This is a genomic window from Pseudomonas costantinii, from assembly GCF_001870435.1.
Classification (GTDB): Bacteria; Pseudomonadota; Gammaproteobacteria; order Pseudomonadales; family Pseudomonadaceae; genus Aquipseudomonas; species Aquipseudomonas costantinii.
In genome coordinates, this window is record NZ_MDDR01000046.1 from 100829 (window position 1) to 126340 (window position 25512).

The window sequence follows — 25512 nt, forward strand, 5'->3', positions numbered from 1 at the left end:
ATCCACAATCCCTACGTAATAGCACGATACAGCCTATTTTGGGTTGTCCGTTTGTGCTGTGTCAGTAACTTTGAACCGCAGCACACCAATGACCTGCCCGTCTTCTGTCAGCACCTGCACCTGCCAGCGCCCCACCGCGTCGGCTGGGAAGTTCTGTTTGTGGGTCCAGGCGCGGTAGCCCTCCTTGCGCCCGCCATGGATATCCAAGGCAATGCGGTCGACCTCTTGGCCGTTGAACTTCCACACATGGTAGATCCGCTCATCCAGCCCGCGCGGAGCGTTGATCGCGGTGTAGGCGTACAGCCCGTCGCTGCGCAGCTGGGTTGCCGTGACTTCCTTGAGGTCATCGCCCGGTGTGCGGTCTTGCAACTGGGTGCTGATGGCGACTTCAGTCATCCACAAAGTGGCGGGCGGCACCCAACTGCGCAAGAACCAACCGGCGCAGCCAATGGTGGCCGTGACCCCCAACAACATCGCCCAACCTTTGATGCTGCGCAGCGGCAGGCTCACCGCCAGGCTCGGGATCGAGAGCGCCATGGCCACGCCCAGCGCCAACTTGTAACTCTCTGCGGTGGTCAGGTGCAGGATGATCGGCAATGCGGTGAGCAGTGCGGCGAACAGCGTCAGGGTGTGCAGTGCCAGGAATAGAGCGCGCTTGGGCGCCAGCCACTTGTAGTACAGCGGGTCGGTGATTGACACCAACGCCGCCGCGCCGAGCAGGCCGGTGAAAACCGATTGGCCACTGTTCCAGGTGGTGGTGACAAAAAAGAACGGCAATACAAAAAACAGACTTTCCTGGTGGATCATCTGGGTGGCGTAGCGCAGCAGCGGTTCGGGGATTTCCCGCTTGAAGACTTTGGTGAACAGTTGGGTAAAGCTGTTTTCCAGCATCAGCCACAGCCAGCTCACCAGCATGATCACGGCGATCCAGCTGGCCATGCCCTGCTGGCGATCCACCAGAATGAAGCTGCACACACCCGAGATAAAGCCGCCGAGTGCGATCACCCCTGGGTAGCGCTTGATCAGTTCGAGAATGCGCTGGATAAGGGGCGGCAGGCTTGGCATTGGCGTTTCACAGTTCGTGTAGGAAAAAACCCAGACAGAATAACGTCTTAGCCCTGTGTTCGGTGCCTCATTACGCGATCCGTTTGCGATAAAGCCGAATAGCGCCCACCCCGATAGCGATCAGCCCGAGCACGCCGGCGCCGATCCAGGTCAGGGTGTCATAGCTCAGCAGCGGCTTTTCGATGCGCCAGTAACCCGGCTGGTCGAACACCTGGCGCATGGCCTGGTTGGTCTGGTCCAGACTCACGGCTTTGATGCGTTTAACCGGGTCGCTGAAGTGGCCGTCGGCGTAGTCGCCGGACGCGCTCCAGTAATAGTCGGCCAGTGCGCTATTACCTTGAACGGCCCAGGCCTGACGCGCGATGGCGGCTTGTTGCAGGCGGGCGAAGGCTGCGGGGTCTAGACCGTCCTTGAGCAGTTGCGCCTTAAGCGCCTGCAGCACGTGTTCTGCTTCGGGCAATCTGTCCCGCTCAAGGTCGGCATTCAGGCTGAGGAAGCCGACGCCACCGAGTACTTCGCGCTCGCTCCAAGGGCCGTAGGACAAGCCGTGCTTGAGGCGCAGTTGACGATACAGCGCCCAATCGAGGTAGTCCTTGAGCAGGTTATAGGTTTCATCATGCTGGTCGTCCAACACTGGTTCGGGGAACAGCCAGTGCAGTTTGGCGCCATCTCCGACCCAGCCGTGAATCAGGTCGCGGTGGCTGGCGGCGGCGTGCTGGATTTCCGGTAGCGGCAGATGTTCGCTCGGCTCCACTGGGACCAACTGGCCATAGGTGCGCTCCAGATAGGCGGGCAGCAGCTTGTCGAGGTCGCCGACGATGATCAGCGTCATGTTGTTGGGCGCGTACCAGTTTTTGCGCAGCGTCTCCAACTGATCGCGGGTCAGGTGGCTGACCTCTGCGCGCTCGGCACATTTGAGCCCCAGTTCCACGGCCAATTGGTTGCTGGCGGTGTGGCCCAGGTCCTGACGGTCGAGCAGGCGTTGCAGGTGCGAGTAATGACCGCCGTCTTCACGTTCGACCACTTGCTTGGCTGCATTGATGTTGGCGTCGGTCAGTTGGGTGCGGGTGAGGATCGCCAGCAGCAGGTCCAGCACTTTGCGCTGGTTTTGCGCGGGGGCCTCGATCACAAAGGTGGTGTCGGCGTTACTGGTGTAGGCGTTCCATTCACCGCCCAGCGCTTGCATACGGTCTTCGAGATTGCCTTCGCCACCGCCGTCAATGCCGCTGAACAGCAAGTGCTCGAGCAGGTGTGGCAGTTCCTTTTCCTCACAGGTGAAGTCATCCAGGCCTACGCCCACCACCAGACGGATGGCGACATGCCCACGCTCGGTGCCCGGTTTGAGCAGCAACTGCAGGCCGTTGGGCAAGGTGTAGCCTTCGACTTGCAGGCGGTCAAAGGCAAAGACGTGTGCAGCGCCCATTAACAGGCAGGCGAATAACAGGCGACGCATAAATAACAAGCTTCCTGGCGGGTGAAGTCCATTGTTAACTGACTTCACTCGCCGTCGTACGTTCAGGGCGAATGGGTAATGTCGGCAATATCTTCGGGGGAGAGTGCGCCGGTGTCGGAAGTTTCCAATACCACGTAGGCGCTGCTGCAGAACAGCGAGTTGAGGCGTTTCATGTCGGCAATCAGCTCAAGGTGCAGGGAGCTGGTCTCCAGGCTCTGTACGATTTTGCGCTGCAGGCGGCTGACGTGAGCATGGGCCAGGCGGCGCTCCTGGGCGCGGAAGCGGCGCTTCTCGCGCAGTAATTGGCGGGCGCTTTCGGGGTCGGCACTGAGGAATACCGACAGGCCCAGGCGCAGGTTGGCGATCAACTGGCTGTGCAGGCCGGTGAGTTCTTCCAGGCCCACCTCAGAGAACTGGCGACGTTGTGAGGTTTTCTGCTGCTGGACTTTGCGCAGCATACGTTCGATCAGGTCACCCGCCAGTTTCAGGTTGATCGACAACTCAATGATTTCGGCCCAGCGGCGGCTGTCCTGTTCGCTGAGGTCTTCGCGGGGCATTTGCGCGAGATAGAGTTTGATCGCGCTGTAGAGCGCCTCGACATCGTCGCTGAGGCTGCGCATTTCCTGGGTGATGGCGGTTTGTTTGCCGCGCAGCACTTCCAGCATCGCGGTGAGCATGTTGTCGATCAGGTCACCCAGGCGCAGGGTTTCCCGGGCGGCGTTGGCCAGGGCAAGGCTTGGGGTGGCGAGCGAGGCCAAGTCCAGGTGTCGTGGCTTGGCTTTACCGTTGGCCTCTGCCTGTTCCGGCAGCAACCAGGCGCACAGGCGAGACATCGGGCCAATGGTCGGCAACAGAATCAGGCAGCGGCTGACGTTGTAGAGCAGGTGGAAGGTGATGACCATGCCTTGGGCGCTGTAGTCCAAACCGTCCATCCAGCGTACGAGGGGGTTGAGTACGGGAATGATCAGCAACAGGCCGATCAGTTTGTACAACAGGCTGCCCAGCGCCACTTGCCGGCCTGCGGAGTTCTGCATGCTGGTACTGAGAAAAGCCAGTACGCCGCTGCCGATGTTGGCGCCGATCACCAGGCCGATGGCCACATGCAGGCCGATCACACCGGCACCGGCCAAGGTGGCCGTCAGCAACACGGCGGCCAGGCTGGAGTAGGAAATCATCGCGAACAAGGCGCCGACCAAGGCATCCAGCAAAATGTCGCCGGTCAGCGAGGCGAAGATGACTTTGACGCCTTGCGCGTGGGTGATCGGCCCGGCGGCTTCGACGATCAATTGCAGCGCCAGAATGATCAGGCCCAGGCCGATCCCGACCCGGCCCATCTGCCCTGCCCGCGTTTGTTTGCGCGACAGGAAGAAAATCACCCCGAGAAAGATCAGCAGTGGTGACAGCCAGGACAAGTCAAAGGTCAGCACCCGTGCCATCAACGCGGTACCGACGTCAGCGCCGAGCATGGTCGCCAGCGCGGGCGTGAGGCTCATCAGTCCTTGGCCGACAAAGGACGTCACCAGCATCGCTGTGGCGTTACTGCTCTGCACCATGGCCGTCACCAGGATACCGGCGACAAACGCCAGCCAGCGCTTGGACATGTTCTGCCCGATGACTTGGCGCAAGTTGGAGCCGTAGACCCGCAAGATGCCGGTACGGACGATGTGCGTGCCCCAGATAAGCAGGGTCACGGCGGAAAGCAGATTGAGCAAGGTCAGCATGCTCGGCCCCCCGTGTGGGTTAGCTCCAAGAAGAGCAAATAAGAATTGCCGCGTGCCGGTCTACGTTTTGTACTTAAGCTGTAGTTGGCGAATGGGCTGCGCGCCAGCATCGCATAGCTAAAGTGGGGATTGAAACAAAACTGTCATGAAATCAGCAAGATCGTTCCCACGCTCTGCGTGGGAATGCCGCACTGGACGCTCTGCGTCTGCTTTTGAGGTCGTGACGCGGAGCGTCACAGGAGGCATTCCCGCGCGGAGCGCGGGAACGATCATACGCGCTCGGGCTTATTGACCCGGAATGTCCTTGCGCAGTTTCACAGGATCCTGCTGTTTCCTCTTTTTCGCGATGGCGGTGCGCATCTTGATGTTGATCGCCTCCACGGCCAGGGAGAACGCCATGGCGAAGTAGACGTAGCCTTTTGGTACGTGCACGTCGAAAGACTCGGCGATCAATACGGTACCCACCACCAGCAGGAACGACAGCGCGAGCATTTTCAGCGATGGGTGTTTGTCGATGAATTCGCTGATGGTGCCGGCCGCCAGCATCATCACCAGCACCGCTACGACAATCGCCGCGACCATGACCGGTACATGGGAAACCATGCCGACGGCGGTGATGACCGAGTCCAGGGAGAACACGATGTCGATAATGGCGATCTGCACGATGGTGTAGATGAACTTGCCACCGGCGCCCTTCGGCTCGTCGTGGGTTTCGTCCTCACCTTCCAGCGCGTGGTACATCTCCTGGGAGCTTTTCCACAGCAGGAACAAGCCGCCGAAGAACAGGATCAGGTCGCGACCGGAAATGCCTTGGCCGAACACCACGAACAAATCGGCAGTCAGTTGCATGACCCAGGTGATCGACAGCAGCAACAGGATTCGCGTGATCATGGCCAGGGCCAAGCCGAAGATCCGGGTACGCGCCTGCATATGCTTGGGCATGCGGCTGACCAGGATCGAAATCATGATGATGTTATCGATGCCCAGGACGATCTCGAGGGCCGTCAGGGTGAAGAAGGCAATCCAGATTTCCGGATTGGTCAGCCATTCCATGTGTATTCCTTTGAGCAAATGTTAAACCGCGCAAGCTGCAGCGCCGCGCGGTTAGGTCGGTACGATTATAGAGTGCTGAACAGCGGGAAAATCCCCATCAGCAATGCGGCGAACATTATGCACAGGCACACCAGTACTGCCCACTTGAGGGTGAAACGCTGGTGATCGCCAAACTCGATCCCGGCCAGGGCCACCAACAGGTAGGTCGACGGTACCAGTGGGCTGAGCAAGTGCACGGGTTGGCCAACGATGGACGCACGAGCCATTTCTACGGCGGTGATGCCGTAATGGCTGGCGGCTTCGGCGAGTACTGGCAGAACGCCGTAGTAGAACGCATCGTTGGACATGAAGAAGGTAAACGGCATGCTCACCAGCGCGGTGATCACAGCCAGGTATGGGCCCAGTGCGTCAGGGATGACTGCCAGCAGGCTCTTGGACATGGCATCGACCATGCCGGTGCCCGACAGAATGCCAGTGAAGATACCGGCCGCGAAGATCAGGCCGGTGACCGCCAGTACACTGCCGGAGTGGGCGGCGATGCGGTCCTTCTGCATTTGCAGGCACGGGTAGTTGACGATCATCGCGATACTGAATGCCACCATGAACAGCACCGGTAGCGGCAGCAGGCCGGCGATCAACGTGCACATCAGGGCGAAGGTCAGCGCGCCGTTGAACCAGATCAGCTTCGGACGGCGGGCATCGGGGTATTGCGACACGCTGATTTCGCTGTGGTCGATCTCATCGCCTTGCAGGTGCAGTTCACCCAGGCGTGCACGTTCGCGCAGGCCGTACATGTAGGCGATCACCAGAATCGCGACGACGCCGACGGCCATGGCCGGGATCATCGGCACGAAGATGTCCGAGGGGTCCACATGCAGCGCACTGGCGGCGCGGGCGGTCGGACCACCCCAGGGGGTCATGTTCATCACGCCACCGGCGAGGATGATCAGGCCGGCCATGATCCGTGGGCTCATGCCGATGCGTTGATACAGCGGCAGCATGGCCGCCACGCAGATCATGTAGGTGGTGGCGCCGTCACCGTCGAGGGAGACGACCAAGGCCAGCACGGCGGTGCCGACCGAGACTTTCAGCGGGTCGCCCTTGACCATCTTGAGGATCTTGCGCACGGCCGGGTCGAACAGGCCGGAGTCGATCATCAGGGCAAAGTAGAGGATGGCGAACATCAGCATCACGCCGGTCGGCGCAAGCTTAGTGATGCCCGCAAGCATCATCGGGCCGATCTCTGGTGCAAAGCCACCAAACAGGGCGAACAGGATCGGCACGATGATCAGGGCGATCAGCGCAGACAGGCGCTTGGTCATGATCAGGAACATGAACGTGATGACCATGGCAAAGCCAAGGAAAGTCAGCATAGGAATACTCCAGGCATAGCGCGGCTAGGGAATGGCGAACCGAATGAGGGTCAGCGCAGAACGAAAAGCACGAGGCGTACGGGTGGAGTTGGGGCAAACAGGCGGGTACGAGCGGACATCAGGAATCACCATTGTTGTTGTTAACAGCCGGTCTGTTGCCGGTAGTGGGGGGCGATCCTAGACGGGGAAGCTTTCAGCCAGCTTTCGCTGAGCAATCAGATGATGGGAGGTTTGTAGGCTTTTTCTGTAAGGCGTATTTAGGGTAGCTCCAAGCCACCCGCCGCTTTGTGCAAGGCCCGTAGATGCTCACCCATCTGCTTGAGGTTGGTTTCACAGGCGGCGATCTCGTCGGCGCGGGAAGGGTCCAGCAGCGCCCTCACCTCTTTATCCAGGTCGCCAGTCAACGATTGCAGCTGTTTCTGGCGCTGGGCGCTTTCCGATTCCAGGCGTTTGGATTCCGAGGGTTGCGGCAGGCCATAGCCGCCGCTGCCCAGCAATTCCGCGGGGCGGCTGAGAAAGCCGCTGTTGGCGAGGATTTGTTGCAGCGTGTTGTTGGCCTTTTCCATGCCGCCGTTTTTCAGCTCGCGGGCACTGAGGTAGCGTTGTTTGACTTCGTCCTGGGCCAGCATCAGTTGCTTGCGATAGCTGGCCTGCTCGAGCAGCAACAGCGCGGCGCTGGTACGCAGGTCGGCCTGGCTGAACCATTGGCGACGCTCTTGGGCGCTGAGGGACAACCAATCTTCGACCTGGGCCTGCTTGATCGGCAGGTGTTTGCGCAGCACGTCGAACATCGCCTGGTAGCGTTCGCGGAATGAGTCGAAGTGATAACCCAGGCGTAGTGCCTCGCGTTTGTCGTTGAGTACGCTGGTGTCGGCCAGGCCGCGGGCGGCGAGAACCTCCAGCAAGCCGTTAGGCGTGATGTTGTCCAGGCCGGTCAGCTGCGGGTTGGCGCTGCCACTGCGCAACAGTTTCAGGCTCTCCACCGCACAGTTATTGGAAATGAAGAAGTAGTTGCCGTCGTAGCTCCAGTGCATTTCGGCGGCATGCTCGACAGTGTTGTTGATTTCCTGGCGTGAAAGCTTCAGCGGTACAGACGCCAGGCCACGCAGCTCGGTCTTGGTGTATTCGTCGATCACTTGGGACAGCGGCAGTACGAATAGCCGCGACGGGTACTTGCCTATCAGGCCATCCCAGCTCGACAACTGCACGTCACCGACAAAGGCGCGATAGGACAGCACCAGATGTTGATCCAGGTCCAACCGACAGTCCGGGCCACGTGGGCGACCGGGTGCGCAGATCACCAGGCGTAGCATGCTGTGGCCCCATCGGCTCACCAGGTTCTGGTTGGCTTCGGCCAGCAGGTAGTCGATTTCATACACCCGCTCCGGATCGATCTGGCCCAGCGGTGTCTTGGCGAAGTCGTTGCCTGCGTTCAGGAAGGCGTAGGTTTTGGCGCAGGTGTCCTGCTCAGGCGGCGCCCAGCCGAAGTGTTCCTTGTAATAGCGGAACAGCGCGGGGCGGCGGCAGGCGTAGCTGGGGTCAAGGAGAAAGTACTCCATGTTGACCGCCACGAACTCCAGCGGGCTGGTGGTTTCGTAGATATCCGGGCTGCGGGCGACTTGGTGATTGTGCTGTTCACGCTCGCCGCGACGGCCGACATATTGCGGCCAGCCGGCAAGGTCCAGCAGGCGCGGGTCATCACTGAGGGTAAAACGGCGGTCATTCTGGCCACGGCATTGATCGGGCAGGCCGATCAGGCCGGTGATGTTGTTCTGGCGACTGCAACGCTGGATCAGCGTGCGGTCGTCTTTGGACCACAGGCGCGCACGGTCATAGATGTGGGTCAGCTCATGCAGCACGGTGGCGAGCATTTCGCGGCGCACGGTACCGTGGGGGCGATTGGTTTTCTGGGTGGCGGCGCTGCCGTCGGTCAGGCTGGCGAGCAGGTTGCTGTTGAGGTCCAGTTCGGACACCAGAGAGGCCTGGCCATAAGCGTTTTCAGGCATCTTGTCGGTCCAGCCGACATCGATACGCCGATCCAGCTGCTCGATAAAGCGCGGCGGCAACGAGCGCATCGCTTCATCAAGCAATGCCTGGCTGGCCTGCTGTTCGGCCGGGCTCAAACCGTCGGTCTTGAGCCGCAGTTGCAGGCTGGCCTGGGCTGCGCCTGCACAGAGCAGCACAGTCCCGGCCAGTAGCCAGGTGGCGATGCGCCTCACAGGGCGAGGATAGCTTCGGCGAGGGTCTGGTCACTGGCGTCGCGGGCTTCTGGTACGCGGGTTCGCAGGGTGTCGAAGGCGGCTTCCAGTTGCGCACCACGGATTTCGCCATTGGTGGCGACGAAACTGGCTGCGTCATCATGGGCTTCGCGAACGACTTTGGAGTCGCGGATGGAGGTGGTGGTATCCGAGGTGAAATCAATCGTGCGGGCCGAGGCGCGGACGATGATGTTACTGGTGGCCTTCAAGGTTTGCGCGTGGGCAACATCGGCCAACAACAGCAGGCCGAGAGCGGCGGCGATCAGCGGGCTACGCATGAAATAACTCCGAAATACAAAGATGATTATTGGACGAGAATTGCTTGCGCCAGTTCAAGGTCGCTGGCGTTAAGTTTTGGTTGGGTGCGGCGCAGGTAATCCAGCGCGGATTCCAGTCGCGCTCCCCGCCATTGGCCGTCAGTGGCAATAAACGCGGCAGCGTCATCCTGGGCGGCCAGTACCAATTTCTTGTCAAAGGGCGCGGAAGTCACCTTGCTGGTGGCGTACACACTTATGACGGTGCTCTGGGTGGTCGCGTCAAAGGCCGAAGCCAATGGTGACCAGCAGGCGGAAAACAGCACAGGAACGATCAACAGGCGGTATGAAAAAGCCATGGGACTCGACAACTGAAAGCGAGCGCCAAGGCTAGCGTAATGCCTGGGCGAGAGCCAGCGTTGACACATTTGGAAGCGGCTGGCGCTTCCAAATGTCGACCTGCCGTCAGATGGCCAGAATGGCCTGGGCCAGCTGTGCGTCAGTCGCGGTGTTCAGTTGCGGGGCTTGCTGGCGGATCTGGGCCAGGGCGCTTTCTAACTTCACGCCACGGATGGCGCCTTCACTGGCGACAAAGCTGGCGGCGTCGTCACGGGCGGCCTGCACGACCTTGTTGTCACGCAGGGAAGAAGTGGCATCGGAGCTGGCATCGGAGGTGGCTTTCAGCGCGCCGACGATCGAGTCGGTGGTCACGATGAGGCTGCTCGCGTGGGCGTTAGCAGCCAAGGCCAACAGGGCCGCAGCACTCAATAGGCGAAGACGGGACATGGAATGACTCCTCTAGATGAACAAATAAAGCGGCGCACAGCGGCCACTGTGAAACGGACATTGTTGCTATTGAGCATCAGACGCCCGTTCTACAAGGTTCGCCACGTGGTGACGGGATCTTAAGCTGCCGTTTATCCGTTCGGGAAGCGTCTTGACTGTCAGTCACGCCAGAACGGTTTGGACAGCTCGGCCATTCGGTCTCCCGAGGTGATGCCGGCATCGGACAGTTCTCGCGGATCCAGTTGGGCCAGTTGGCGACGTTCGTGAGCGCGCTGCATCCACCGGAGCAGTGCGTAGGCGGCACGGCTCAACAACGGCTTATAGGAAGAGAGACGGGTGTTCATGGTTGGAGCCTTTCGTGAGGTCCTGGAACACCATGTTGAGCGGCTTACCTTTACCGATACAGATACACTGAAGTTAAATTGTACTGCTTAACTGTTGTGTTTTTTTAACTGTACCTATCCTTGTACGAATGTTCTGTTCGGTACCTGAAAAGTCCAAATCCTAGAAACAACAAAGCCCGCCTCCGGTTTCCCGGGGCGGGCTTTGTTTTGACAAATCAGGGTGCTGGCGGTGGACCCGGTAGGTCAGGGCCAGCGAGCGCTAAATTAGCGCCAGAACGGCTTGCTCAGCTCTTCGTAGCGTTGAGCTTCGCTGATACCGGCGTCAGCCAGCAGACGCGAATCCAGACGAGCCAGTTGGTGGCGGCTGGAGATGCGGCGCTGCCACAACATCAGGTTGGCGAGAACGCGCAAAGGCAGGGAGGCCTGGGTGTTTACAGCTTTTTCTTCGAAGAACAGATCGGAACTGAGTGTACGTTCCATGGTGACATCCTTCCGCTTGTGGCGGGATTAGGTAGTGGTTTAACTGATGCCAATGATCCTCTTCCAGCGCAAGACTCTCCAGATACAGTTCACCTGTATTGTGAGAGCCCAGTTAACTGTTTATAGCGGCTGTACTGTACAGAATTGGGGCAACTGTACCTGTCGGCACTGAAATAGTGCGAAATAGGTATTTTAGACTCGGATCGTAGGATATTTCGGTAGGAAATGACCGGTACAGCAGTACAGTTTTTTTCAGAAGTGGCAGAGATACAGTCGAGCTGATGAAACTGTGTTTGCATCAGCTCGTATCCTGTATCCATCAAGCCTTGAGCATATGCCCGGTTTCTTCCAGGTTAATGTGCCAACTCAGTGCTTCGCGCAGGATGTGCGGGGTGTGCCCGCCGATTGCACAGGCGGCGTTGAAGTAACTGTTCAGCGCATCGCGGTAGGCCGGGTGCACACAGTTGTCGATGATCACTCGCGCCCTCTCCCGAGGTGCCAGGCCGCGCAAGTCGGCAAGGCCCACTTCGGTTACCAGGATGTCGACGTCATGCTCGGTGTGGTCCACATGGCTGACCATTGGCACGACACTGGAAATCGCGCCGCCCTTGGCAATCGACTTGGTCACGAAGATCGCCAAGTGCGCGTTGCGCGCGAAGTCCCCGGAGCCGCCAATGCCGTTCATCATCCGCGTGCCGCAGACATGGGTGGAGTTGACGTTGCCGTAGATGTCGAACTCCAGCGCGGTGTTGATCCCGATAATGCCCAGGCGACGCACCACTTCAGGGTGGTTGGAGATTTCCTGCGGGCGCAGTACCAGCTTGTCCTTATAGTGTTCCAGGTTGCCGAACACGTCGGCATTACGACGCTCCGACAAGGTGATCGAGCTGCCCGAGGCAAAACTCAGCTTGCCGGCGTCGATCAGGTCGAACGTCGAGTCCTGCAGCACCTCCGAGTACATGGTCAGGTCTTCGAATGGCGAATCGATCAGGCCGCACATCACCGCGTTGGCGATGTTGCCGATCCCGGCCTGCAGCGGACCTAGCTTGTTGGTCATGCGCCCGGCGTCGACTTCCTGCTTGAGGAAGGTGATCAGATGATTGGCGATGCCCTGCGTATCAGCGTCCGGCGGTGTCACGGTGGAGGCCGAGTCGGCCTGGTTGGTGATGACGATGGCAACGATCTTTTCCGGCGGGATCGGAATCGCGGTGCTGCCGATACGGTCGTCGACTTTCACCAATGGGATTGGTGTGCGGGTCGGCCGGTAGGTCGGGATATAGATGTCGTGCAGCCCTTCCAGGTTCGGGTTATGCGCGAGGTTGATTTCGACAATCACCTGCTTGGCGAAAATCGCGAAACTGGCCGAGTTTCCCACGGAGGTGGTCGGCACGATATGCCCTTGTTCGGTAATCGCGACCGCTTCGATGACCGCGATGTCCGGCAGCTTGAGCTGGTTGTTGCGTAGTTGCTCAACGGTTTCCGACAAGTGCTGGTCGATGAACATCACTTGGCCGGCGTTAATTGCTTTGCGCAAGGTGCTGTCGACCTGGAACGGCATGCGTCGGGACAAAACACCGGCTTCGGTCAGTTGCTTGTCCAAGTCATTGCCCAGGCTGGCGCCCGTCATCAAGGTGATTTTCAGCGGGGAGGTCTTGGCGCGTTCGGCCAGGGCGTGGGGGACGGCCTTGGCTTCACCGGCACGGGTGAAGCCGCTCATGCCGACGGTCATGCCGTCCTCGATCAGTGCGGCGGCGTCTGCCGCGCTCATGACCTTGTTCAACAACGAAGGCAAGCGGATACGATCACGGTACATGGATTGTTATCTCGGGCTACGGAAGCAAGGTGCGCAGTTTAGTGATTTCAAAAAAATTCGGCCCGCTACCATGGTCGAATGCCGGGCACCGATTTAGAGCCTTTGGTCGGGTTTCATGTATGTGCAAAGCGGGACGCAGAGCATCCCCGGATGCATTCCCACGCAGAGCGCGGGAACGATAAAAAAACCCCAGCCTACTTGAGGCCGGGGTTTCGAGTATTGCGCTGTAGCAGTGTTACTCGACGGCTTTGACCATGTCTTCGATGACCTTCTTGGCATCGCCAAAGACCATCATGGTTTTATCCAGGTAGAACAGCTCGTTGTCCAAGCCGGCATAACCGCTGGCCATCGAGCGTTTGTTAACGATGATGGTCTTGGCCTTGAACGCTTCCAGGATCGGCATGCCGGCAATCGGCGAGTTGGGGTCGTTCTTGGCGGCCGGGTTGACCACGTCGTTCGCGCCCAGCACCAGCACCACATCGGCCTGACCGAACTCGGAGTTGATGTCTTCCATCTCGAACACTTGATCGTAAGGTACTTCCGCCTCGGCCAGCAGCACGTTCATGTGACCAGGCATACGTCCCGCTACCGGGTGAATCGCATACTTCACGGTGACGCCGCGGTGGGTCAGCTTCTCGGTCAATTCCTTGAGCGCGTGCTGTGCCCGGGCAACCGCCAGGCCATAGCCCGGAACGATGATTACGGTGTCGGCGTTGGTCAGCAGGAAGGTGGCATCATCGGCCGAGCCGGACTTCACCGGGCGTGCTTCTTTCGAACCTGCCGCCGCAGCGGCATCCGCCGTATTGCCGAAACCACCGAGCAGTACATTAAAGAAGGAGCGGTTCATGGCCTTGCACATGATGTACGACAGGATCGCACCACTGGAGCCCACCAGCGAGCCGGCGATGATCAGCATCGAGTTGTTCAGCGAGAAGCCGATACCCGCCGCTGCCCAGCCGGAGTAGCTGTTGAGCATCGAGACGACTACCGGCATGTCTGCGCCGCCAATCGGGATGATGATCAGCACGCCGAGCACGAAGGCCAGGGCCAGCATCAGTGCGAAAGCAGAGAGGTTGCCGGTAAACATGAATGCCAGGCCCAGGCCCAGGGTTGCCAAGCCAAGCACCAGGTTCAGTTTGTGCTGGCCGCCGAATTGCACTGGCGCGCCTTGGAACAGGCGGAACTTGTACTTGCCCGACAGCTTGCCGAACGCGATCACCGAACCGGAGAAGGTGATGGCGCCGATGGCTGCGCCGAGGAACAGCTCCAGGCGGTTACCGGCAGGGATTGAATCACCCAGGTGTTTGACGATGCCCAGGGACTGCGGCTCGACCACGGCGGCAATAGCGATAAACACCGCTGCCAAGCCGATCATGCTGTGCATGAATGCCACCAGCTCCGGCATTTTGGTCATTTCAACGCGCTTGGCCATGATCGAGCCGGCGGTGCCGCCGATCAGCAAGCCGACGATGACGTAGCCGATGCCGGCTGTGGCGAGTTCGGCGCCGAGCTTATAGATGAGACCCACGGTGGTGAGCACCGCCAGCGCCATGCCGAGCATGCCGAACAGGTTGCCGCGTCGCGAGGTGGTTGGGTGCGACAGGCCTTTGAGGGCCTGGATAAAGCAGATCGACGCGATAAGGTAGAGCGTCGTGACAAGATTCATGCTCATGACGATGGAGCCTCTTCTTTTACTTTCGGGGCTTTCTTCTTGAACATCTCAAGCATCCTACGAGTTACCAGGAAGCCACCGAACACGTTAACCGCTGCGAGCGCCACGGCCAGGGTGCCCATGGTCTTGCCCAGTGGCGTAACGGTGAGGGCCGCAGCCAGCATGGCGCCGACGATCACGATCGCGGAAATTGCGTTGGTCACGGCCATCAACGGCGTGTGCAGTGCGGGCGTAACGTTCCAGACCACGTGGTAACCGACATAAATCGCCAGCACAAAGATGATCAGGTTGTAGATACCGGGGGAGATAAGCTCTTCCATCGTCTGAATCCTTGCTTAGGCGTTTTTGCGGATGACTTGGCCGTCGCGGCACATCAGGCACGCGGCGACGATGTCGTCTTCGAGGTTGATTTCAAACTGCCCTTCCTTGTTGAAGACTAGCTTCAGGAAGTCCAGCAGGTTGCGTGCGTACAGGGCCGAAGCATCGGCGGCGACGGCACCGGCGAGGTTGGTCGGGCCACAGATGATCACGCCGTTTTCCACTACTACCTGGTCGGCCACGGTCAGCGGGCAATTGCCACCTTGGGCTGCGGCGAGGTCGATGACCACCGAGCCGGGTTTCATCTGCGCGACAGTGTCGGCACTGAGCAAGGTCGGCGCTTTGCGGCCGGGGATCAGGGCGGTGGTGATGACGATGTCGGCTTGTTTGGCGCGTTCGTGCACGGCGAGCGCTTGGCGTTGCATCCAACTGCTCGGCATCGGGCGTGCGTAACCCCCGACGCCGACAGCGCATTCACGCTCTTCATCGGTTTCGTACGGCACGTCGACGAACTTGGCACCGAGGGATTCGATCTGCTCTTTTACTGCGGGGCGCACGTCAGACGCTTCGATCACCGCGCCCAGGCGTTTTGCCGTGGCGATGGCTTGCAAGCCGGCAACGCCAGCGCCGAGGATCAGTACGCGAGCCGCTTTCACGGTGCCTGCTGCGGTCATCAGCATCGGCATGAAGCGCGGATAGTGATGGGCAGCGAGCAGCACCGCTTTATAGCCGGCGATGTTGGCCTGGGACGACAGCACATCCAGGCTCTGGGCTCGCGAAGTGCGTGGCGCGGCTTCGAGTGCGAAGGCAGTAATGCCGCGCTCGGCCAGCTTGGTAATGGTTTCGTTGCTGAACGGATTGAGCATGCCCACCAACACGGTGCCGCTTTTGATCAGCGTCAGTTCGCTGTCGCTGGGGGCAACCACCTTGAGAATCAGCTCGGCGCCAAACGCATCGCTGGCACTGCCAATGGTTGCGCCTGCCGTTTCATAGGCACTGTCGACGACGCTGGCTTTGATGCCCGCTCCGCTTTGTACAGTGACCTTATGGCCCTGGCCGATCAGCTTCTTGATGGTTTCCGGGGTGGCAGCCACCCGTGTTTCACCGGTCTGGGTTTCGAGAGGAACACCAATGTGCACGTCAAATCTCCTGCATGATCTTTTTGCTTTTGATCTTTTTGTAAAAAGGCCAGTGCACCGTGAGTGGCACATCTGGGGCGGCCGATCAGCACGATCCCGCTGAAATGACAGCGGGGCGCGGCATTTTGCAGGCGAACTTTACGGCCATCAAGGGATTATGACGGGTGACGAAAAATTAACTACAAGTCACCCTGTGACTGATTGTCGCAATGCCCTGAAATAACCTCTTTAAATACAGGTGTTTAAAGGGTTGTAGGTGTTTATAGCGCTTTTTCCCATCGTTGGCGTGAATGGTCGTGCATTGGTAGGTGATAGTCGTCACAGGCCATGAAAATCATGGCTTTGAGCGTAATTTTTAGTCAGCAGGTACAGTCTGCTTAAATGCGACATATACGTATATCTGTAGGGTAATTATTTATTTGACTACAAGGTCAGCAATTTGTCTTTGTCCTTTAAATGCTAGGGCTGTAGCGCTGTGATTGGTCAATCAGCCAGTCCCTGAATGCGTGCAGCGATGCAGATTCGACCTTTCTCTCGGGAATCATCAGGTAGTAAGCCTTTGAACTGCTCAACGCATCGAGATTCGCGATAGCCAATTGGTTCTCGTCCAGTTCTCGCTGGATAAGGAACGGTGGGATCAGCGCAATGCCCATGTCATGCATGGCCGCTTGGGACAACATCGAGAATAGCTCGTAACGAGGGCCTGTCATGTCGCGAGGCACGTTCAGTTGCTGGGCGTTGAACCATTGGCGCCAAGCGTAAGGCCGAGTGGTTTGCTGCAGCAGTGGCAACTCTGCGATTTCCTGAGCGCTGAAGTGAGTCCGGCTATCCAATAGGCGAGGGCTGCACACGGGAACAGGGTTTTCTCCCATTAGTCGGTGGGATTCGGTGCCGGACCAATCGGCATCGCCAAAGTAGATCGCGGCGTCGAACTCGGTATCGGCAAACAGAAAGGGGCGCGTGCGATTGGTGAGGTTGACCGTGACCTCCGGGTGTTGGCGTTGAAAGTCCTTGAGGCGGGGGATCAGCCATTGGGTGCCAAAGGTGGGGACAACTGCCAGCTCGATGACGTTAGCGCCCTGCTGCCCCATCACTGACAAGGTATCGCGCTCCACAGCATCCAACTGCATGGCGACGCGGCGGCTATAAGACAGCCCCGCTTCCGTCAGTTTTACCCCGCGCCGTGAGCGTCGAAATAGCTCGACACTTAAAAACTCCTCAAGGCTCGCAATCTGTCGGCAGATAGCGCCTTGGGTGATGGAAAGCTCGTGCGCCGCCTTGGTAAAGCTTTCGTGGCGGGCCGCCGCTTCAAAGCTGACAAGGGCGGTGGTGCTGGGAATTTTTCTGCGCATGTACCTTGTCCTCACTTGTAGATCACGCTTACGCCATTCTTGGCTATTACGAAGTGAGAAATTAGCACAACCCTATGCAGAAACCTCGTTTGCCCTATACGTCTGTCCGGCCTAGGCTGCATCCACGACTTCTGATTTCTTCCGCGAGGACTTATTCATGGCTGGCAAGGCAAGCTTCAACTGGATCGATCCGCTGCTGCTGGATCAACAGCTCACCGAAGAAGAGCGCATGGTGCGCGACAGTGCTGAGCAATTCGCCCAGGACAAGCTGGCGCCGCGTGTGCTTGAAGCCTTCCGCCATGAAAAGACTGATCCAGCGATCTTCCGTGAGATGGGTGAGACTGGCCTGTTGGGAGCGATGATTCCCGAGCAGTACGGCGGCAGTGGCTTGAATTACGTCAGCTATGGGCTGATTGCTCGTGAGGTCGAGCGTGTCGACTCCGGCTATCGCTCGATGATGAGTGTGCAGTCGTCACTGGTCATGGTGCCTATCAACGAATTCGGCACCGAGGCGCAAAAGCAGAAGTACCTGCCAAAGCTTGCTTCCGGCGAATGGATCGGTTGCTTCGGCTTGACTGAGCCAAACCACGGCTCCGACCCGGGCGCGATGATTACCCGTGCACGCAAGGTGGATGGCGGCTACAGCCTGACTGGCGCCAAGATGTGGATCACCAATAGTCCGATCGCCGATGTGTTTGTGGTGTGGGGCAAGGACGATGCGGGCGATATCCGTGGCTTTGTCCTGGAAAAAGGTTGGAAAGGTCTGAGCGCTCCGGCGATTCACGGCAAGGTCGGTCTGCGCGCCTCCATTACCGGCGAGATCGTCATGGACAACGTGTTTGTGCCGGAAGAGAACATCTTCCCGGATGTCCGTGGTTTGAAGGGGCCTTTCACCTGCCTTAACTCGGCGCGCTATGGCATCTCCTGGGGGGCGTTGGGTGCCGCTGAGTTCTGCTGGCATACCGCTCGCCAGTACACCCTTGATCGCCAGCAGTTCGGGCGCCCGTTGGCAGCTACCCAGTTGATCCAGAAGAAGCTGGCGGATATGCAGACCGAGATCACCCTCGCCCTGCAAGGTTGCCTACGTTTGGGTCGCATGAAGGATGAAGGTACGGCGGCAGTTGAGATCACGTCGATCATGAAGCGCAACTCGTGCGGCAAGTCCCTGGATATCGCGCGTATGGCGCGGGATATGCTGGGTGGCAATGGCATTTCCGACGAGTTCGGGGTAGCGCGTCATTTGGTCAACCTGGAGGTGGTGAACACCTATGAAGGTACTCATGACGTGCACGCTTTGATTCTTGGTCGTGCGCAAACCGGTCTTCAGGCGTTCTATTAATAGGAGTACGGCATGGGCGCGCTTTCACATCTGCGGGTACTGGATTTGTCGCGAGTGCTGGCGGGCCCTTGGTCTGGGCAGATCCTTGCGGACCTTGGGGCTGAGGTGATCAAGGTTGAGCGGCCGGGTAATGGTGATGATACGCGCGCATGGGGGCCGCCTTTTCTTAAGGACGCCTATGGTGAGAACACCAGCGAGGCGGCTTATTACCTGTCGGCCAACCGTAATAAGGAGTCGGTGACCATCGACTTCACGCGGCCAGAGGGGCAGAAGCTGGTGCGTGACCTGGCGGCTAAGTCCGACATCCTGATCGAGAACTTCAAAGTGGGCGGTCTGGCAGCGTATGGGCTGGACTATGAATCACTGAAGGAGATCAATCCTGAGTTGATCTATTGCTCGATTACGGGGTTTGGGCAGACGGGGCCTTATGCGGCGCGTGCAGGCTATGACTTCATGATCCAGGGCCTGGGTGGGCTTATGAGCCTGACTGGTCGGCCTGAAGGTGATGACGGGGCTGGGCCGGTGAAGGTCGGTGTCGCATTGACCGACATTCTGACGGGGCTTTACTCGACCGTAGCGATTCTGGCTGCACTGGCTCATAGGGATCATGACGGTGGCGGGCAGCATATCGATATGGCTTTGCTCGACGTGCAGGTGGCTTGTCTAGCTAACCAGGCGATGAATTACCTGACAACGGGTGTGTCGCCGACGCGGCTGGGTAACGCGCACCCGAATATTGTGCCTTACCAGGATTTCCCCACGGCTGATGGTGACTTCATCCTGACGGTGGGTAATGACGGGCAGTTTCGAAAGTTTGCTGAGGTGGCTGGGCAGCCGCAGTGGGCGGATGATCTGCGCTTTGCTACTAATAAGCTGCGGGTGGCTAATCGTGCGGAGCTGATTCCGTTGATTCGCCAAGCTACGGTCTTCAAGACGACGGCTGAATGGGTATCGCAGTTGGAGCGAGTGGGCGTGCCTTGTGGGCCTATCAATGATCTGGCGCAGGTGTTTGCCGATCCTCAGGTAAAGGCGCGTGGGTTGGCGATGGCATTGCCCCATGCGCTGGCGGGGATGGTGCCTCAGGTGGCCAATCCAATACGGCTATCCAAGACCCCTGTGGAGTACCGTAGTGCGCCTCCTCTATTAGGAGAGCATACGGCTCAAGTGCTGCGGGACGTGTTGGGTTTGGGGGCTGCGAATGTGGCTGCCTTAAAAGAGTTGGGTGTTATCTGAAGGCTCTCTTCTATATAGAGTGCGTTTGCGGAGCTTTTTGGTGGTTTTTTGATCAATCCTAACTGATTGATAGAAAATTCAAATTAAGTGTTGACGGCGATTTATATCTGTCTATAATTCGCCCCACTTCCGGCGCAGTCGAAACGGAAAACTCCTTGGTAAACAAAGAGTTATGTAGGTTTCGATAGCGAGTTGCTTCAGTTCATCGAAGCCCAGAAGGAGTTGGTAGAGCGGTGTAGTTTGGCTCTATTAACGTTTCGATCCTCTCGGTCGAAAGCGGAGAAAAAGAGGTGTTGACAGCAGCGTGTAACGCTGTAGAATTCGCCTCCCGCTAACGAGAGATCGGAAGCGCAAGTGGTTGAAGTTGTTGAAGAAATCTTCGAAAGCTTCTGAAAATAATCACTTGACAGCAAATGAGGCTGCTGTAGAATGCGCGCCTCGGTTGAGACGAAAGATCTTAACCAACCGCTCTTTAACAACTGAATCAAGCAATTCGTGTGGGTGCTTGTGGAGTCAGACTGATAGTCAACAAGATTATCAGCATCACAAGTTACTCCGCGAGAAATCAAAGATGTAACCAACGATTGCTGAGCCAAGTTTAGGGTTTCTTAAAAACCCAAAGATGTTTGAACTGAAGAGTTTGATCATGGCTCAGATTGAACGCTGGCGGCAGGCCTAACACATGCAAGTCGAGCGGTAGAGAGAAGCTTGCTTCTCTTGAGAGCGGCGGACGGGTGAGTAATGCCTAGGAATCTGCCTGGTAGTGGGGGATAACGTTCGGAAACGGACGCTAATACCGCATACGTCCTACGGGAGAAAGCAGGGGACCTTCGGGCCTTGCGCTATCAGATGAGCCTAGGTCGGATTAGCTAGTTGGTGAGGTAATGGCTCACCAAGGCGACGATCCGTAACTGGTCTGAGAGGATGATCAGTCACACTGGAACTGAGACACGGTCCAGACTCCTACGGGAGGCAGCAGTGGGGAATATTGGACAATGGGCGAAAGCCTGATCCAGCCATGCCGCGTGTGTGAAGAAGGTCTTCGGATTGTAAAGCACTTTAAGTTGGGAGGAAGGGCAGTTGCCTAATACGTAACTGTTTTGACGTTACCGACAGAATAAGCACCGGCTAACTCTGTGCCAGCAGCCGCGGTAATACAGAGGGTGCAAGCGTTAATCGGAATTACTGGGCGTAAAGCGCGCGTAGGTGGTTTGTTAAGTTGGATGTGAAATCCCCGGGCTCAACCTGGGAACTGCATTCAAAACTGACTGACTAGAGTATGGTAGAGGGTGGTGGAATTTCCTGTGTAGCGGTGAAATGCGTAGATATAGGAAGGAACACCAGTGGCGAAGGCGACCACCTGGACTAATACTGACACTGAGGTGCGAAAGCGTGGGGAGCAAACAGGATTAGATACCCTGGTAGTCCACGCCGTAAACGATGTCAACTAGCCGTTGGAAGCCTTGAGCTTTTAGTGGCGCAGCTAACGCATTAAGTTGACCGCCTGGGGAGTACGGCCGCAAGGTTAAAACTCAAATGAATTGACGGGGGCCCGCACAAGCGGTGGAGCATGTGGTTTAATTCGAAGCAACGCGAAGAACCTTACCAGGCCTTGACATCCAATGAACTTTCTAGAGATAGATTGGTGCCTTCGGGAACATTGAGACAGGTGCTGCATGGCTGTCGTCAGCTCGTGTCGTGAGATGTTGGGTTAAGTCCCGTAACGAGCGCAACCCTTGTCCTTAGTTACCAGCACGTAATGGTGGGCACTCTAAGGAGACTGCCGGTGACAAACCGGAGGAAGGTGGGGATGACGTCAAGTCATCATGGCCCTTACGGCCTGGGCTACACACGTGCTACAATGGTCGGTACAGAGGGTTGCCAAACCGCGAGGTGGAGCTAATCCCATAAAACCGATCGTAGTCCGGATCGCAGTCTGCAACTCGACTGCGTGAAGTCGGAATCGCTAGTAATCGCGAATCAGAATGTCGCGGTGAATACGTTCCCGGGCCTTGTACACACCGCCCGTCACACCATGGGAGTGGGTTGCACCAGAAGTAGCTAGTCTAACCTTCGGGAGGACGGTTACCACGGTGTGATTCATGACTGGGGTGAAGTCGTAACAAGGTAGCCGTAGGGGAACCTGCGGCTGGATCACCTCCTTAATCGACGACATCAGCTGCTCCATAAGTTCCCACACGAATTGCTTGATTCATTGAAGAAGACGATAAGAAGCAGCCCGAAATTGGGTCTGTAGCTCAGTTGGTTAGAGCGCACCCCTGATAAGGGTGAGGTCGGCAGTTCGAATCTGCCCAGACCCACCAATTTTGTGTGGGAAACGCCTGTAGAAATACGGGGCCATAGCTCAGCTGGGAGAGCGCCTGCCTTGCACGCAGGAGGTCAACGGTTCGATCCCGTTTGGCTCCACCACTACTGCTTCTACGTTATGAAAGCTTAGAAATGAGCATTCCATCAGGTTGATGGTGAATGTTGATTTCTAGTCTTTGATTAGATCGTTCTTTAAAAATTTGGGTATGTGATAGAAAGATAGACTGAACGTTACTTTCACTGGTAACGGATCAGGCTAAGGTAAAATTTGTGAGTTACTCAGTTTTGAGTATTATCGAATTTTCGGCGAATGTTGTCTTCACAGTATAACCAGATTGCTTGGGGTTATATGGTCAAGTGAAGAAGCGCATACGGTGGATGCCTTGGCAGTCAGAGGCGATGAAAGACGTGGTAGCCTGCGAAAAGCTTCGGGGAGTCGGCAAACAGACTTTGATCCGGAGATGTCTGAATGGGGGAACCCAGCCATCATAAGATGGTTATCTTACGCTGAATACATAGGCGTAAGAGGCGAACCAGGGGAACTGAAACATCTAAGTACCCTGAGGAAAAGAAATCAACCGAGATTCCCTTAGTAGTGGCGAGCGAACGGGGACTAGCCCTTAAGTGGCTTTGAGATTAGCGGAACGCTCTGGAAAGTGCGGCCATAGTGGGTGATAGCCCTGTACGCGAAAATCTCTTAGTCATGAAATCGAGTAGGACGGAGCACGAGAAACTTTGTCTGAATATGGGGGGACCATCCTCCAAGGCTAAATACTACTGACTGACCGATAGTGAACTAGTACCGTGAGGGAAAGGCGAAAAGAACCCCGGAGAGGGGAGTGAAATAGATCCTGAAACCGTATGCGTACAAGCAGTGGGAGCCCACTTTGTTGGGTGACTGCGTACCTTTTGTATAATGGGTCAGCGACTTATTTTCAGTGGCGAGCTTAACCGAATAGGGGAGGCGTAGCGAAAGCGAGTCTTAATAGGGCGTCTAGTCGCTGGGAATAGACCCGAAACCGGGCGATCTATCCATGGGCAGGTTGAAGGTTGGGTAACACTAACTGGAGGACCGAACCGACTACCGTTGAAAAGTTAGCGGATGACCTGTGGATCGGAGTGAAAGGCTAATCAAGCTCGGAGATAGCTGGTTCTCCTCGAAAGCTATTTAGGTAGCGCCTCATGTATCACTGTAGGGGGTAGAGCACTGTTTCGGCTAGGGGGTCATCCCGACTTACCAAACCGATGCAAACTCCGAATACCTACAAGTGCCGAGCATGGGAGACACACGGCGGGTGCTAACGTCCGTCGTGAAAAGGGAAACAACCCAGACCGTCAGCTAAGGTCCCAAAGTTATGGTTAAGTGGGAAACGATGTGGGAAGGCTTAGACAGCTAGGAGGTTGGCTTAGAAGCAGCCACCCTTTAAAGAAAGCGTAATAGCTCACTAGTCGAGTCGGCCTGCGCGGAAGATGTAACGGGGCTCAAACCATACACCGAAGCTACGGGTATCACGTAAGTGATGCGGTAGAGGAGCGTTCTGTAAGCCTGTGAAGGTGAGTTGAGAAGCTTGCTGGAGGTATCAGAAGTGCGAATGCTGACATGAGTAACGACAATGGGTGTGAAAAACACCCACGCCGAAAGACCAAGGTTTCCTGCGCAACGTTAATCGACGCAGGGTTAGTCGGTCCCTAAGGCGAGGCTGAAAAGCGTAGTCGATGGAAAACAGGTTAATATTCCTGTACTTCTGGTTATTGCGATGGAGGGACGGAGAAGGCTAGGCCAGCTTGGCGTTGGTTGTCCAAGTTTAAGGTGGTAGGCTGGAATCTTAGGTAAATCCGGGATTCTAAGGCCGAGAGCTGATGACGAGCTAACTTTTAGTTAGCGAAGTGGTTGATGCCATGCTTCCAAGAAAAGCTTCTAAGCTTCAGGTAACCAGGAACCGTACCCCAAACCGACACAGGTGGTTGGGTAGAGAATACCAAGGCGCTTGAGAGAACTCGGGTGAAGGAACTAGGCAAAATGGCACCGTAACTTCGGGAGAAGGTGCGCCGGTGAGGGTGAAGGACTTGCTCCGTAAGCTCATGCCGGTCGAAGATACCAGGCCGCTGCGACTGTTTATTAAAAACACAGCACTCTGCAAACACGAAAGTGGACGTATAGGGTGTGACGCCTGCCCGGTGCCGGAAGGTTAATTGATGGGGTTAGCTAACGCGAAGCTCTTGATCGAAGCCCCGGTAAACGGCGGCCGTAACTATAACGGTCCTAAGGTAGCGAAATTCCTTGTCGGGTAAGTTCCGACCTGCACGAATGGCGTAACGATGGCGGCGCTGTCTCCACCCGAGACTCAGTGAAATTGAAATCGCTGTGAAGATGCAGTGTATCCGCGGCTAGACGGAAAGACCCCGTGAACCTTTACTATAGCTTTGCACTGGACTTTGAATTTGCTTGTGTAGGATAGGTGGGAGGCTTTGAAGCGTGGACGCCAGTCTGCGTGGAGCCAACCTTGAAATACCACCCTGGCAACTTTGAGGTTCTAACTCAGGTCCGTTATCCGGATCGAGGACAGTGTATGGTGGGTAGTTTGACTGGGGCGGTCTCCTCCTAAAGAGTAACGGAGGAGTACGAAGGTGCGCTCAGACCGGTCGGAAATCGGTCGTAGAGTATAAAGGCAAAAGCGCGCTTGACTGCGAGACAGACACGTCGAGCAGGTACGAAAGTAGGTCTTAGTGATCCGGTGGTTCTGTATGGAAGGGCCATCGCTCAACGGATAAAAGGTACTCCGGGGATAACAGGCTGATACCGCCCAAGAGTTCATATCGACGGCGGTGTTTGGCACCTCGATGTCGGCTCATCACATCCTGGGGCTGAAGCCGGTCCCAAGGGTATGGCTGTTCGCCATTTAAAGTGGTACGCGAGCTGGGTTTAGAACGTCGTGAGACAGTTCGGTCCCTATCTGCCGTGGACGTTTGAGATTTGAGAGGGGCTGCTCCTAGTACGAGAGGACCGGAGTGGACGAACCTCTGGTGTTCCGGTTGTCACGCCAGTGGCATTGCCGGGTAGCTATGTTCGGAATAGATAACCGCTGAAAGCATCTAAGCGGGAAACTAGCCTCAAGATGAGATCTCACTGGAACCTTGAGTTCCCTGAAGGGCCGTCGAAGACTACGACGTTGATAGGTTGGGTGTGTAAGCGCTGTGAGGCGTTGAGCTAACCAATACTAATTGCCCGTGAGGCTTGACCATATAACACCCAAGCAATTTGCGTCGGCTCTTTAATACAGAGCAGCAGATTGCGGTGTGTGAAGACGATAGAACCGAAAGTTCGAATCTCACAAAACACCGAAAGCTGTCACATACCCAATTTGCTGAAGCGAGGCATTCTTGTCACGACTCAGTACCCGAATTTCTTGACGACCATAGAGCATTGGAACCACCTGATCCCATCCCGAACTCAGTAGTGAAACGATGCATCGCCGATGGTAGTGTGGGGTTTCCCCATGTGAGAGTAGGTCATCGTCAAGATTAAATTCC

Annotated in this window: 18 protein-coding genes, 2 tRNA genes and 3 rRNA genes; 7 read left to right on the forward strand and 16 right to left on the reverse strand. The window is 57.0% G+C overall.

Annotated elements, in window-relative coordinates:
* Nucleotides 1–33: 33 nt before the first annotated feature.
* The 16 genes from BFL40_RS26705 to BFL40_RS26780 all read right to left on the reverse strand — a co-directional run bounded on the left by BFL40_RS26705 (nucleotide 34) and on the right by BFL40_RS26780 (nucleotide 17081).
* Nucleotides 34–1065 carry a DUF5924 family protein gene (locus tag BFL40_RS26705; protein WP_071486749.1) on the reverse strand — a complete coding sequence of 344 codons (1032 nt, stop codon included), beginning with the start codon at nucleotides 1063–1065 and terminating at the stop codon, nucleotides 34–36.
* Between the two features lie 70 nt (nucleotides 1066–1135).
* Complete coding sequence (locus BFL40_RS26710; RefSeq protein WP_071486750.1) at nucleotides 1136–2518, reverse strand: M16 family metallopeptidase; 1383 nt, start codon at nucleotides 2516–2518, stop codon at nucleotides 1136–1138.
* 62 nt (nucleotides 2519–2580) lie between these two features.
* On the reverse strand, nucleotides 2581–4239 hold the full coding sequence (locus tag BFL40_RS26715) for a Na/Pi cotransporter family protein (RefSeq protein WP_071486751.1): 1659 nt from the start codon (nucleotides 4237–4239) through the stop codon (nucleotides 2581–2583).
* A gap of 285 nt (nucleotides 4240–4524) precedes the next feature.
* Complete coding sequence (locus BFL40_RS26720) at nucleotides 4525–5292, reverse strand: TerC family protein (protein WP_071486752.1); 768 nt, start codon at nucleotides 5290–5292, stop codon at nucleotides 4525–4527.
* Between the two features lie 65 nt (nucleotides 5293–5357).
* Nucleotides 5358–6665 carry a CitMHS family transporter gene (locus BFL40_RS26725; RefSeq protein WP_071486753.1) on the reverse strand — a complete coding sequence of 436 codons (1308 nt, stop codon included), beginning with the start codon at nucleotides 6663–6665 and terminating at the stop codon, nucleotides 5358–5360.
* A gap of 257 nt (nucleotides 6666–6922) precedes the next feature.
* Nucleotides 6923–8884 (reverse strand): DUF7844 domain-containing protein, encoded by a 1962-nt coding sequence (locus tag BFL40_RS26730; RefSeq protein ID WP_071486754.1) that lies wholly within the window; start codon nucleotides 8882–8884, stop codon nucleotides 6923–6925.
* The gene (locus tag BFL40_RS26735) at nucleotides 8881–9201 is read right to left on the reverse strand and encodes a DUF2388 domain-containing protein (protein WP_071486755.1); all 321 of its coding nucleotides are present in this window, start codon (nucleotides 9199–9201) and stop codon (nucleotides 8881–8883) included. The genes BFL40_RS26730 and BFL40_RS26735 overlap by 4 nt, the downstream gene beginning before the upstream one ends.
* A gap of 26 nt (nucleotides 9202–9227) precedes the next feature.
* Entirely contained in the window at nucleotides 9228–9536 is a 309-nt protein-coding gene (locus tag BFL40_RS26740; protein WP_071486756.1) for a DUF2388 domain-containing protein, read from the reverse strand.
* Between the two features lie 106 nt (nucleotides 9537–9642).
* Nucleotides 9643–9963, reverse strand: coding sequence for a DUF2388 domain-containing protein (locus BFL40_RS26745; RefSeq protein ID WP_071486757.1), 321 nt, complete (start codon nucleotides 9961–9963; stop codon nucleotides 9643–9645).
* A 158-nt stretch (nucleotides 9964–10121) separates the two neighbouring features.
* Nucleotides 10122–10307 carry a DUF1127 domain-containing protein gene (locus tag BFL40_RS26750; protein ID WP_071486758.1) on the reverse strand — a complete coding sequence of 62 codons (186 nt, stop codon included), beginning with the start codon at nucleotides 10305–10307 and terminating at the stop codon, nucleotides 10122–10124.
* 264 nt (nucleotides 10308–10571) lie between these two features.
* On the reverse strand, nucleotides 10572–10787 hold the full coding sequence (locus tag BFL40_RS26755) for a DUF1127 domain-containing protein (protein ID WP_003214752.1): 216 nt from the start codon (nucleotides 10785–10787) through the stop codon (nucleotides 10572–10574).
* 319 nt (nucleotides 10788–11106) lie between these two features.
* Nucleotides 11107–12600, reverse strand: a complete 1494-nt coding sequence (gene scpC, locus BFL40_RS26760) for a succinyl-CoA:acetate CoA-transferase ScpC (protein ID WP_071486759.1) — start codon at nucleotides 12598–12600, stop codon at nucleotides 11107–11109.
* 235 nt (nucleotides 12601–12835) lie between these two features.
* On the reverse strand, nucleotides 12836–14272 hold the full coding sequence (locus tag BFL40_RS26765) for an NAD(P)(+) transhydrogenase (Re/Si-specific) subunit beta (protein ID WP_071486760.1): 1437 nt from the start codon (nucleotides 14270–14272) through the stop codon (nucleotides 12836–12838).
* Nucleotides 14269–14592, reverse strand: a complete 324-nt coding sequence (locus BFL40_RS26770; RefSeq protein WP_003170836.1) for an NAD(P) transhydrogenase subunit alpha part 2 — start codon at nucleotides 14590–14592, stop codon at nucleotides 14269–14271. The genes BFL40_RS26765 and BFL40_RS26770 overlap by 4 nt, the downstream gene beginning before the upstream one ends.
* Before the next feature lie 15 nt (nucleotides 14593–14607).
* On the reverse strand, nucleotides 14608–15729 hold the full coding sequence (locus BFL40_RS26775) for a Re/Si-specific NAD(P)(+) transhydrogenase subunit alpha (protein WP_071486761.1): 1122 nt from the start codon (nucleotides 15727–15729) through the stop codon (nucleotides 14608–14610).
* A gap of 452 nt (nucleotides 15730–16181) precedes the next feature.
* Nucleotides 16182–17081 (reverse strand): LysR family transcriptional regulator, encoded by a 900-nt coding sequence (locus tag BFL40_RS26780; protein WP_071486762.1) that lies wholly within the window; start codon nucleotides 17079–17081, stop codon nucleotides 16182–16184.
* Nucleotides 17082–17238: 157 nt separating this feature from the next.
* On the opposite strand from BFL40_RS26780, the gene BFL40_RS26785 reads away from it, so the two are divergent.
* The 7 genes from BFL40_RS26785 (at nucleotide 17239) to rrf (ending at nucleotide 25503) form a co-directional block, all read left to right on the forward strand.
* Nucleotides 17239–18420 carry an acyl-CoA dehydrogenase gene (locus BFL40_RS26785; RefSeq protein WP_003187423.1) on the forward strand — a complete coding sequence of 394 codons (1182 nt, stop codon included), beginning with the start codon at nucleotides 17239–17241 and terminating at the stop codon, nucleotides 18418–18420.
* A gap of 12 nt (nucleotides 18421–18432) precedes the next feature.
* A complete protein-coding gene (locus BFL40_RS26790) occupies nucleotides 18433–19653 on the forward strand; it encodes a CaiB/BaiF CoA transferase family protein (protein WP_071486763.1) in 1221 nt (406 codons plus the stop codon).
* A 628-nt stretch (nucleotides 19654–20281) separates the two neighbouring features.
* Nucleotides 20282–21818: ribosomal RNA gene (locus BFL40_RS26795) — 16S ribosomal RNA — on the forward strand.
* A gap of 82 nt (nucleotides 21819–21900) precedes the next feature.
* Nucleotides 21901–21977: transfer RNA gene (locus BFL40_RS26800), tRNA-Ile, on the forward strand.
* Between the two features lie 30 nt (nucleotides 21978–22007).
* Nucleotides 22008–22083 (forward strand) — tRNA-Ala (locus BFL40_RS26805).
* Between the two features lie 249 nt (nucleotides 22084–22332).
* Nucleotides 22333–25224, forward strand: a 23S ribosomal RNA gene (locus BFL40_RS26810).
* Between the two features lie 163 nt (nucleotides 25225–25387).
* Nucleotides 25388–25503, forward strand: a 5S ribosomal RNA gene (rrf, locus tag BFL40_RS26815).
* Together the 16S, 23S and 5S rRNA genes with 2 tRNA genes alongside form the textbook arrangement of a ribosomal RNA operon.
* The last annotated feature ends 9 nt before the right edge of the window (nucleotides 25504–25512 follow it).

Bases quoted from the DNA above. Each gene is read 5' to 3' on its own strand.
- BFL40_RS26705 (WP_071486749.1), bottom strand. From the start codon at position 1,065: ATGCCAAGCCTGCCGCCCCTTATCCAGCGCATTCTCGAACTGATCAAG.
- BFL40_RS26710 (WP_071486750.1), bottom strand. From the start codon at position 2,518: ATGCGTCGCCTGTTATTCGCCTGCCTGTTAATGGGCGCTGCACACGTC.
- BFL40_RS26715 (WP_071486751.1), bottom strand. From the start codon at position 4,239: ATGCTGACCTTGCTCAATCTGCTTTCCGCCGTGACCCTGCTTATCTGG.
- BFL40_RS26720 (WP_071486752.1), bottom strand. From the start codon at position 5,292: ATGGAATGGCTGACCAATCCGGAAATCTGGATTGCCTTCTTCACCCTG.
- BFL40_RS26725 (WP_071486753.1), bottom strand. From the start codon at position 6,665: ATGCTGACTTTCCTTGGCTTTGCCATGGTCATCACGTTCATGTTCCTG.
- BFL40_RS26735 (WP_071486755.1), bottom strand. From the start codon at position 9,201: ATGCGTAGCCCGCTGATCGCCGCCGCTCTCGGCCTGCTGTTGTTGGCC.
- BFL40_RS26740 (WP_071486756.1), bottom strand. From the start codon at position 9,536: ATGGCTTTTTCATACCGCCTGTTGATCGTTCCTGTGCTGTTTTCCGCC.
- BFL40_RS26745 (WP_071486757.1), bottom strand. From the start codon at position 9,963: ATGTCCCGTCTTCGCCTATTGAGTGCTGCGGCCCTGTTGGCCTTGGCT.
- BFL40_RS26750 (WP_071486758.1), bottom strand. From the start codon at position 10,307: ATGAACACCCGTCTCTCTTCCTATAAGCCGTTGTTGAGCCGTGCCGCC.
- BFL40_RS26755 (WP_003214752.1), bottom strand. From the start codon at position 10,787: ATGGAACGTACACTCAGTTCCGATCTGTTCTTCGAAGAAAAAGCTGTA.
- scpC (WP_071486759.1), bottom strand. From the start codon at position 12,600: ATGTACCGTGATCGTATCCGCTTGCCTTCGTTGTTGAACAAGGTCATG.
- BFL40_RS26765 (WP_071486760.1), bottom strand. From the start codon at position 14,272: ATGAGCATGAATCTTGTCACGACGCTCTACCTTATCGCGTCGATCTGC.
- BFL40_RS26770 (WP_003170836.1), bottom strand. From the start codon at position 14,592: ATGGAAGAGCTTATCTCCCCCGGTATCTACAACCTGATCATCTTTGTG.
- BFL40_RS26780 (WP_071486762.1), bottom strand. From the start codon at position 17,081: ATGCGCAGAAAAATTCCCAGCACCACCGCCCTTGTCAGCTTTGAAGCG.
- BFL40_RS26785 (WP_003187423.1), top strand. From the start codon at position 17,239: ATGGCTGGCAAGGCAAGCTTCAACTGGATCGATCCGCTGCTGCTGGAT.
- BFL40_RS26790 (WP_071486763.1), top strand. From the start codon at position 18,433: ATGGGCGCGCTTTCACATCTGCGGGTACTGGATTTGTCGCGAGTGCTG.